Annotated in this window: 9 protein-coding genes and 2 pseudogenes; 7 read left to right on the forward strand and 4 right to left on the reverse strand. The window is 44.7% G+C overall.

Translation table 11 applies throughout. The features are described 5' to 3' along the window. The 6 genes and pseudogenes from fusA to RMO55_RS00070 all read left to right on the forward strand — a co-directional run. Positions 1–484 (forward strand): annotated as a pseudogene (gene fusA / locus RMO55_RS00045) (elongation factor G); the annotation flags it as partial. Between the two features lie 109 nt (positions 485–593). Next, on the forward strand, positions 594–1,823 hold the full coding sequence (gene tuf / locus RMO55_RS00050; RefSeq protein ID WP_310421607.1) for an elongation factor Tu: 1,230 nt from the start codon (positions 594–596) through the stop codon (positions 1,821–1,823). Positions 1,824–1,944: 121 nt separating this feature from the next. Continuing rightward, entirely contained in the window at positions 1,945–2,262 is a 318-nt protein-coding gene (gene rpsJ, locus RMO55_RS00055) for a 30S ribosomal protein S10 (RefSeq protein ID WP_310421610.1), read from the forward strand. A gap of 333 nt (positions 2,263–2,595) precedes the next feature. Further along, a complete protein-coding gene (locus tag RMO55_RS00060) occupies positions 2,596–3,237 on the forward strand; it encodes an LON peptidase substrate-binding domain-containing protein (RefSeq protein ID WP_310421613.1) in 642 nt (213 codons plus the stop codon). Positions 3,238–3,319: 82 nt separating this feature from the next. Next, positions 3,320–4,753 (forward strand): phosphoglucomutase/phosphomannomutase family protein, encoded by a 1,434-nt coding sequence (locus RMO55_RS00065; protein ID WP_310421615.1) that lies wholly within the window; start codon positions 3,320–3,322, stop codon positions 4,751–4,753. Positions 4,754–4,770: 17 nt separating this feature from the next. Further along, entirely contained in the window at positions 4,771–5,160 is a 390-nt protein-coding gene (locus RMO55_RS00070) for a hypothetical protein (protein ID WP_310421618.1), read from the forward strand. A 79-nt stretch (positions 5,161–5,239) separates the two neighbouring features. Here the strand turns inward: RMO55_RS00070 and RMO55_RS00075 are convergent, their stop codons facing one another. Both RMO55_RS00075 and RMO55_RS00080 read right to left on the reverse strand, forming a co-directional pair. After that, on the reverse strand, positions 5,240–5,506 hold the full coding sequence (locus RMO55_RS00075; RefSeq protein WP_310421621.1) for a hypothetical protein: 267 nt from the start codon (positions 5,504–5,506) through the stop codon (positions 5,240–5,242). Positions 5,507–5,551: 45 nt separating this feature from the next. Continuing rightward, positions 5,552–5,971, reverse strand: coding sequence for a cobalamin biosynthesis protein (locus tag RMO55_RS00080; RefSeq protein WP_310421625.1), 420 nt, complete (start codon positions 5,969–5,971; stop codon positions 5,552–5,554). Between RMO55_RS00080 and rsmI the strand changes: the two genes are divergently transcribed. After that, positions 5,955–6,824, forward strand: a complete 870-nt coding sequence (rsmI, locus tag RMO55_RS00085) for a 16S rRNA (cytidine(1402)-2'-O)-methyltransferase (protein WP_310421628.1) — start codon at positions 5,955–5,957, stop codon at positions 6,822–6,824. The two genes, RMO55_RS00080 and rsmI, sit on opposite strands and share 17 nt — an antisense overlap. A 90-nt stretch (positions 6,825–6,914) precedes the next feature. Here the strand turns inward: rsmI and RMO55_RS00090 are convergent, their stop codons facing one another. Then, entirely contained in the window at positions 6,915–7,832 is a 918-nt protein-coding gene (locus tag RMO55_RS00090; protein ID WP_310421630.1) for a histone deacetylase, read from the reverse strand. Between the two features lie 242 nt (positions 7,833–8,074). Next, positions 8,075–8,419 (reverse strand): annotated as a pseudogene (gene psaB, locus RMO55_RS00095) (photosystem I chlorophyll a apoprotein A2); the annotation flags it as partial.

Below are 8,419 nucleotides of genomic sequence, written 5' to 3' on the forward strand. Positions count from 1 at the left end.
ACCAAAACAGTACATCAACCCGATCGAGCAAGGTGTTAAAGAAACCTGTGAGTCTGGGATTTTGGCTGGGTATCCAGTAATCGACCTCAAAGTCACCCTCGTTGATGGTTCCTACCATGAAGTTGACTCCAATGAAATGGCATTCAAAATTGCGGCATCGATCGCCATGAAAGAAGCCGTCATGAAAGCTCAACCCACATTGCTCGAACCAGTAATGAAGGTTGAAGTTGAAGTTCCCGATAACTTCCTCGGTAACGTCATCGGCGATCTCAACTCCCGTCGCGGACAGATCGAAGGTCAAGAAGCGGCTGCGAACATCTCTAAAGTTGCTGCTAAAGTGCCTTTAGGTGAAATGTTTGGTTATGCAACCAACATCCGCTCCAACACCCAAGGTCGAGGCATCTTCTCAATGGAATTTAGCCATTATGATGAAGTTCCTCGCAACGTTGCAGAAGCGATCGTTACCAAGAACAAAGGGAAATAGATAGTCTTGAGGTCGTTGTTTGTTAGGAGTTATTGAAAAACAACAAATAATTAACAACGATCGCCAACTATCCAGTTAAAATCTAAAAGAGGAATATAGGAAATTATTCATGGCACGCGCTAAGTTTGAAAGAAATAAGCCCCACGTTAACATCGGTACAGTTGGTCACGTTGACCACGGTAAAACTACCCTGACCGCAGCAATCACCATGTCCCTTGCGGCAATCGGTGCAGCTAAATCGCGGAAATATGACGAAATCGATGCTGCTCCCGAAGAAAAAGCGCGTGGGATCACCATCAACACCGCCCACGTAGAGTACGAAACAGTAACTCGTCACTACGCACACGTAGACTGTCCTGGACACGCTGACTATGTGAAAAACATGATCACTGGTGCAGCTCAAATGGACGGCGGTATTCTCGTTGTATCCGCAGCCGACGGCCCGATGCCTCAGACAAGAGAGCATATCCTCTTGGCTAAACAAGTTGGTGTACCTCGTCTAGTTGTGTTCATGAACAAAACTGACTTGGTTGATGACGAAGAGTTACTCGAACTCGTTGAAATGGAAATTCGCGAATTGCTCACATCTTACGACTTCGATGGCGACAATCTCCCGATCGTTTCCGGTTCCGCAGTCAAAGCTGTAGAGCAAATGCTCGCTAATCCTAAAACTATCCAAGGCGAAAACCCCTGGGTAGACAAAATCTACGACTTGATGGCAGCAGTAGATGACTATATCCCAACTCCGGAACGGGAAATCGACAAACCATTCTTAATGGCTGTTGAGGACGTATTCTCGATCACTGGTCGTGGTACAGTTGCAACTGGTCGGATCGAACGTGGAAAAGTCAAAGTTGGCGAGAACGTTGAAATCGTCGGCATCCGCGACACACGTAGCACCACGATCACTGGTGTAGAAATGTTCCAGAAATCCCTTGAAGAAGGTTTGGCTGGTGACAACGTGGGCGTACTGATGCGTGGTATCCAAAAAGCTGACATCGAACGTGGCATGGTAATCGCTAAACCAGGCAGTATCAAACCCCATACTATCTTTGAAGGTGAAGTATACGTATTAACCGAGAAAGAAGGTGGTCGTAAGACTCCGTTCTTCCCTGGCTACCGTCCTCAGTTCTACGTTCGGACAACTGACGTAACTGGGAACATCAAAGCCTTTACTGCTGATGATGGTAGTGCTGCTGAGATGGTGATGCCTGGAGATCGGGTACAAATGACAGTAGAACTAATCAACCCAGTCGCGATCGAACAAGGAATGCGCTTCGCAATTCGTGAAGGCGGTCGGACAATCGGAGCTGGTGTAGTAGCCAAAATCGTAAAATAGGTTAATTACCTAAATTAAAGATAGAGATATACTTTTTGTGTATCTCTATCTTTGTGTCGGATGAATTAATTATTCATCATCTATCTTGCACCTTGACAACCTAAACCTAAACTTTAAAATTATGGCTACTGTAACTCAGCAGAAAATTCGCATCCGTCTCAAAGCATTCGATCGTCGTTTATTAGACACCTCCTGCGATAAAATCGTTGAGACAGCAAATAGAACTGGAGCAACCGCAATCGGTCCCATCCCCTTACCAACCCGCCGCCGCATCTATTGTGTCTTGCGTTCTCCCCACGTTGATAAAGATTCCCGTGAGCATTTTGAAACTCGCACCCATCGCCGGATCATCGATATCAAAGATCCTTCAGCTAAGACGATCGATGCCCTCATGAAACTCGATCTACCCGCAGGTGTAGATATCGAAGTAAAACTTTAGAGATTGAGTGACTAACTTATTTTGAAAAAGTCCTCACATGAGGACTTTTTTGTAGATCGAGTATTCAGATTGTTGCGCCGCCTCAATTAATTTACCTCAGTTCCCAGAGATAGTAGTCCATCCCCGCGATTTTTTTCCCGCCCAAAAAGCTTGAAATATCTAGAAATTCCGATCTATCACTTGCAACAACTTTAATATTTGGTGCGTTATCCTGCTGGATAACACTGCGTACAGTTACTGATTGAATTGGAATTAGGTATTAAGTCACTGGCAATAATGAGTCTAGATCCGTTACCCTAGTGGATAGATCCTTGCTTTAAATCAACTCGGCAAATGGCACCATCTTCTTCAATCGCTGTGAGAGAAATTCCTTTATTCCCGCTCCCCGAACTGGTGCTATTTCCGGGTCGTCCGTTACCGCTGCATATTTTTGAATTTCGCTATAGAATCATGATGAATACAATCATGAGTAGCGATCGAAGGTTTGGGGTATTAATGTGGGACCCCGTTAAAGGACAACCAGCAGATATCGGTTGTTGTGCGGAGATCGTCCATTTTCAGCGGTTGCCAGACGATCGAATGAAAGTTTTGACAATGGGACAACAGCGGTTTAGAGTGCTCGAATACGTGCGCGAGAAGCCCTATCGAGTGGGGTTAGTAGAATGGATCGAAGATCGTCCTACCGAGGAAGATTTACGCCCGTTAGCGACCGATGTCGAACGACTGCTGCGCGATGTCGTGCATCTGTCAGGCAAGCTAACCGAACAACCGATCGAGTTACCAGATAATTTACCAGATTTACCGATCGAGCTTTCCTATTGGGTGGCTAGTCATCTGTATGGTGTAGCGGCGGAGCAACAGGCTTTGTTGGAAATGCAGGATACGACTAGTAGGCTCGATCGTGAGGTGGAGATTTTGACATCTACTCGCAATCATTTGGCGGCTAGAACTGCGCTGAAGGATGCCCTGGCTTAAGACTTTCTTGATGGGTTGGGGGGTAAAATCTTGGCGGAAGTCAGATTAATCTAAAATCGTAAATCTAAAATCCAAAATCGACATGAGTGTGGACGCAATTAAGTTTGGTACGGATGGTTGGCGAGGTGTAATTGGGGCTGAGTTTACCTTCGATCGATTGTTACTAGTCGCACCGATTGCGGCGGCGGTGTTGGCGGATACTTATGGTGCTAAGACTGGTAATCGGAAGATTATCGTTGGATTCGATCGACGTTTTATGGCGGAGACTTTTGCCAAGCGGATGGCTGAGGCTGTTCGGTTAGCTGGGTTTGATGTAATTTTGAGTGAGACGTTCGCGCCTACTCCGGCATTCAGTTGGGCCGCTCATAGTCAAGATGTACTGGGTGCATTGGTGATTACGGCTAGTCACAATCCTGGGGCTTATTTAGGATTGAAGGTGAAGGGGAATTTTGGGGGTTCGGTATCGCCGGATGTCACCAAGCAAATCGAAGCAAGATTATGTGAAACTTTACCGGATAGTCAGCCTGGAACCTTGACTACTTTCGATCCGTGGGCGAGTTATTGTGATGGGTTGCGGGAGAAGGTAGATTTAGCGAGTATTCAACAATCGATCGCATCTGGTAAATTAACAGTATTTGCAGACGTAATGAACGGTGCGGCTAGCACTGGGCTGGGAAGATTATTAGGTTTGCCCATTACTGAGCTGAATAGTAAAACCGATCCTTTATTCGGCGGTGGTGCGCCGGAACCTTTGCCTAAGTATTTATCTCAGTTGATGCGGGTAATTCGCAGTTATGCTGGTGAGCCTGGAATCAGAGTCGGTTTAGTATTTGATGGAGACTGCGATCGAATTGCGGCTGTAGATGGGTCTGGCGAGTTCCTCAGCTCGCAGATTTTGATTCCGATTCTAATCGAGCATTTAGTCAAACAGCGCGGCTGTAAAGGCGAAATTATCAAGACAGTTAGTACTTCTAATCTCGTCCCCAAAATCGCCAAACTTTATAATTTGCCAATCTACGAAACTCCAATTGGTTATAAGTATATCGCCGATCGAATGTTAGAGACTCAGGCTTTAATCGGTGGAGAAGAATCGGGGGGAATTGGTTATGGCAATCATATCCCCGAACGAGATGCGCTGCTGTCAGCATTATATCTGCTTGAAACGATCGCCAAATCGCAACAAGATTTAGGCGATCTGTACCGCGCACTGGAGACGCAGACTGACTATTATTTTAAATACGATCGAGTGGATTTACATCTATCAGGTATGGATGTACGGTCGAAATTGATGGCGGAATTAGAGAGTAAACCATTTAATAAAATTGCTAACATAGAAGTACGCGATCGCAATCTCGCCGATGGATATAAATTTAATTTAGCTGATGATAGTTGGCTATTAATTCGGTTTAGCGGTACAGAGCCAGTCCTCAGACTCTATTGCGAAGCAGCGACGATCGAGCAGGTGCATCAAACACTCGCCTGGGCGCAGGATTGGGCGAAGTCAGTCGATAATTGATAGAGGTACAGTTACTCATGAAAAATCTCATTTGTTGTGCAACGATTGTTACTGCATTTTTACTCGTACCACCATCGGTTAAAGCACAAGGATATCCTTACGGTGGTACTTCCACAACTACGATTTATGTCCCGCCAATTGAAACGACAACAACCACCATAAGTCAAGTAGTACCAACTAATATTTACTCCAATAATAATTCTTTTGGTACCTCGACAACTACGACCTCTTTTGGTAGTACTTATCCTCTAATTCACCAGCGTCATCAACATCCGCAACCGACGGTAATCATTCAACAGCAAAATGTTTATCCTCGCGCTGTCCAGTCTAGCTGTAGTACCTCGATAATTGGTAGTCCGATTCCCAGTCCAGTTGGACTTGATCGCTCGGGACAACCATGTCGTTAAATTAGAGTTGTGTGGTAAATCTACAGAAAGTTAGATTGATTTGTACTAAACAGAGCAATATCGATGATATCGATCGATGCTAATCTACAAATGCAACTTCTATAATATCTTCTTCGCAGAAATCTTTTCCTAAATGAAAGTGAAAACCTGCTTTGTATTCACCTAATGCAAGTTTTGCGAATGTTTTAGCTAATACTAGGAAAGCTTTGCGATTCCCATATATTGTAGTAACACCATTATCAATAGATGTGTCTAAAATTTTATCGTCTGAATCATCAGATTCAAATGATATACTATGTCCGAATGATTCATCTTTAAACTCAAATTTAAACTTTTTATTCGTCATAATATATATTTTGAATTGCTGACTGTACGTAAATCATAGCTTCATCTACGCGATCGCTACTGTCACATAGCCAGATTCAGCATCGAGGCGAAATTTCTGTTTGGGTACTAATAAAATATCCATCTGAGCCGCAGATAGAGCCGCTGCTTCCGCTACACTCGCAGTCCCGACTAGTGCTGAGATCGATTGAGAGGGATAAGTAACAGCAACGGAATTTAGACGTTCTGGGCGATAAATTTTTAAAAACCAACCCGATTCGCGACAACATTCGAGCAATCCCACCTCATTTGCCTTGCGATCGACTGTCGCCAGTCCCGCAATTGTGGCAAGATCTAGATCGTACTCTGCAAATACTGACTCGATCGCACGTTCGATCGCGAGTTTAGAGACACCTCGCTGACAACCTATTCCCACCCAGAGAGATTTGGGCGCAATATCAGAAAATAATATGTCAAATGAAGTCACTGGTAAAACTCTATATCTTGTCGGTACGCCGATCGGTAATTTGGGTGATATGACCATGCGGGGAATTCAGGTATTGCAAGATGTCGATACGATCGCGGCTGAAGATACCCGCCATACTGGTAAATTATTGCATCACTTCCAAATCAAGACTCCCCAAGTTAGCTATCACCAGCATAACGAACAACAGCGCATTCCCGAACTTATTAGTCAATTACAATCGGGGAAATCGATCGCTTTAGTTACCGATGCGGGGATGCCAGGAATTTCCGATCCTGGTTATCTAATTGTCTCAGCTTGTGTTGCTGCGGGGATTCGCGTCATTCCCATTCCTGGGGTAACGGCGGTAATTACGGCGGTGAGTGCTTCGGGATTACCAAGCGATCGATTTGGGTTTGAAGGCTTTTTACCAGCCAAAGGACAGGAACGTAAGGACCGATTAGAAGCAGTTTCGGGCGACGCTCGTACCCTGGTATTTTATGAATCTCCCCACCGTTTGCGCCAAACTTTAGCAGATTTCGCGACGGCATTTGGAGCAGATCGACAGGTGGTTATCGGCAGAGAGTTAACCAAATTACATGAAGAATTTTGGCGGGGAAACGTCGCTGAAGCGATCGAGCATTATACTCAAACCGAACCCCAAGGGGAATATGCACTCGTTCTGGCTGGTGCTTCTGTCAGTCATGCTACCCTGTCAGATGAAGCAATCGATCGAGCCTTAATCGAATTGATGCTCAACGGTACATCGCGTTCTCAAGCCAGTCGAATTGTCGCCGAACAAATCTCTCAATCGCGCCGGTATGTCTATCAATTAGCACTCGCAATCGATCTTGATGCAGCGAAAAAGGCGATCTAACTTGGAAGTTTCCCTAATGATTCTTACACATTACTACCACCAAGAAGATAAACCATTTCAAACTTTATCCTTATCGAAGAAGTTATGTAATCAAAGCTGGTATTTATCATAAATTTTACTAGCCGCGCGATGCAGTAAGGAATGTCTATAAACTAGACTAGGCAGATTTTCTGCATAGCCACCACCGATGACACAGGCAACTGGATAACCTTGTGATATGCAGGTATTTAATACTTGGAAATCACGATCGAATATCCCCATATTAGTTAATGCTAGTTTACCCAATCGATCGCTAATATGTGGATCTACACCTGCATCGTACAGTACTAAATCCGGTTTTACTTGTGATAATAAATCTGGTAGATACTGGGAAAGAGTTTTTAAATACTCCTCATCTTCCATCCCTTCCCGCAAGGGCACATCAAGATCGCTAGCTTGTTTTTTGCTGGGGAAATTGATTTCGCAGTGCATCGAAAAAGTGAACACGCTCGAATCTCCTTGAAAGATAGCCGCCGTACCATCGCCTTGATGGACATCGAGATCGACGATCAGAATCTTTTTGGCTAAACCTAATTTTTGGATTACACGAGACGCGATCGCCAGATCGTTGAAGATGCAGAAACCCGAACCCATATTAGTAAAAGCATGATGAGTTCCGCCCGCCGTATTACAAGCGATGCCATGTTCGATTGCCAGTTTAGCAGTCAGAATCGAGCCACCCAAGGCAATACAAGTCCGATTGACCAATTCGGGACTCCAGGGTAAACCGATTCGCCGCTGTGCTCTGGGGTCTAATGTTCCTGTATAGTAAGCTTGAATATAAGCCGGATCGTGAACTAATTCCAACCACTCTGTCGGTGGTAATGTGGGGGAGAATGTTTGCTCTGCGGTAACTAATTCATCTGCTAACAATAGCTCATATAGCAGCCGAAATTTAGACATCGGAAATCGATGACTATCGGGTAATGGTACGACATAATCAGAATGGTAAACGATCGGTACTGACAAAATTATTGCTAATGCCTAGAGAACTTGCGAATGAATTCTAACATAACTTTAAATGATGTTCGGTAAAACTAATATAGCAACCGCCACACTAGTTAGGACAGATCAGATCCCCAACTTCTCGCAAGAAGTTGGGGATCTAGCCTCAGCAAATGTCTTAACTGCCTTGGCGATTGCTATACCTTAAAAATCCCCCGCCACTATGTGACGAGGGATTTAACTAATGATAAATTCAGCAGAATTAACTATCCAAATTTACCAGACGTAGAAGCGATTAGGAAGGCTGCGTAGGTGAGGATATAACCAACTGTAAAGTGAGCTAAACCAACAACACGAGCTTGAACGATCGAGAGTGCAACGGGCTTGTCTTTCCAACGAACTAGGTTCGCAAGAGGAGTACGCTCGTGCGCCCAGACAACAGTTTCAATTAACTCTTGCCAGTAACCACGCCAGCTAATTAAGAACATAAAGCCAGTCGCCCAGACGAGGTGTCCGAAGAGGAACATCCATGCCCATACAGACAGGTTGTTCATCCCGTAAGGGTTGTAACCGTTAATTAACTGTGAGGAGTTCTGCCAGAGGTAATCGCG

The sequence above is a fragment of the Chamaesiphon sp. VAR_48_metabat_135_sub genome (assembly GCF_031418915.1).
Taxonomy (GTDB): domain Bacteria; phylum Cyanobacteriota; class Cyanobacteriia; order Cyanobacteriales; family Chamaesiphonaceae; genus Chamaesiphon.

Excerpts from the sequence above, each read along its gene's own strand:
- tuf (WP_310421607.1), top strand. The coding sequence starts at position 594 with ATGGCACGCGCTAAGTTTGAAAGAAATAAGCCCCACGTTAACATCGGT.
- rpsJ (WP_310421610.1), top strand. The coding sequence starts at position 1,945 with ATGGCTACTGTAACTCAGCAGAAAATTCGCATCCGTCTCAAAGCATTC.
- RMO55_RS00060 (WP_310421613.1), top strand. The coding sequence starts at position 2,596 with ATGGCACCATCTTCTTCAATCGCTGTGAGAGAAATTCCTTTATTCCCG.
- RMO55_RS00065 (WP_310421615.1), top strand. The coding sequence starts at position 3,320 with ATGAGTGTGGACGCAATTAAGTTTGGTACGGATGGTTGGCGAGGTGTA.
- RMO55_RS00070 (WP_310421618.1), top strand. The coding sequence starts at position 4,771 with ATGAAAAATCTCATTTGTTGTGCAACGATTGTTACTGCATTTTTACTC.
- RMO55_RS00075 (WP_310421621.1), bottom strand. The coding sequence starts at position 5,506 with ATGACGAATAAAAAGTTTAAATTTGAGTTTAAAGATGAATCATTCGGA.
- rsmI (WP_310421628.1), top strand. The coding sequence starts at position 5,955 with ATGTCAAATGAAGTCACTGGTAAAACTCTATATCTTGTCGGTACGCCG.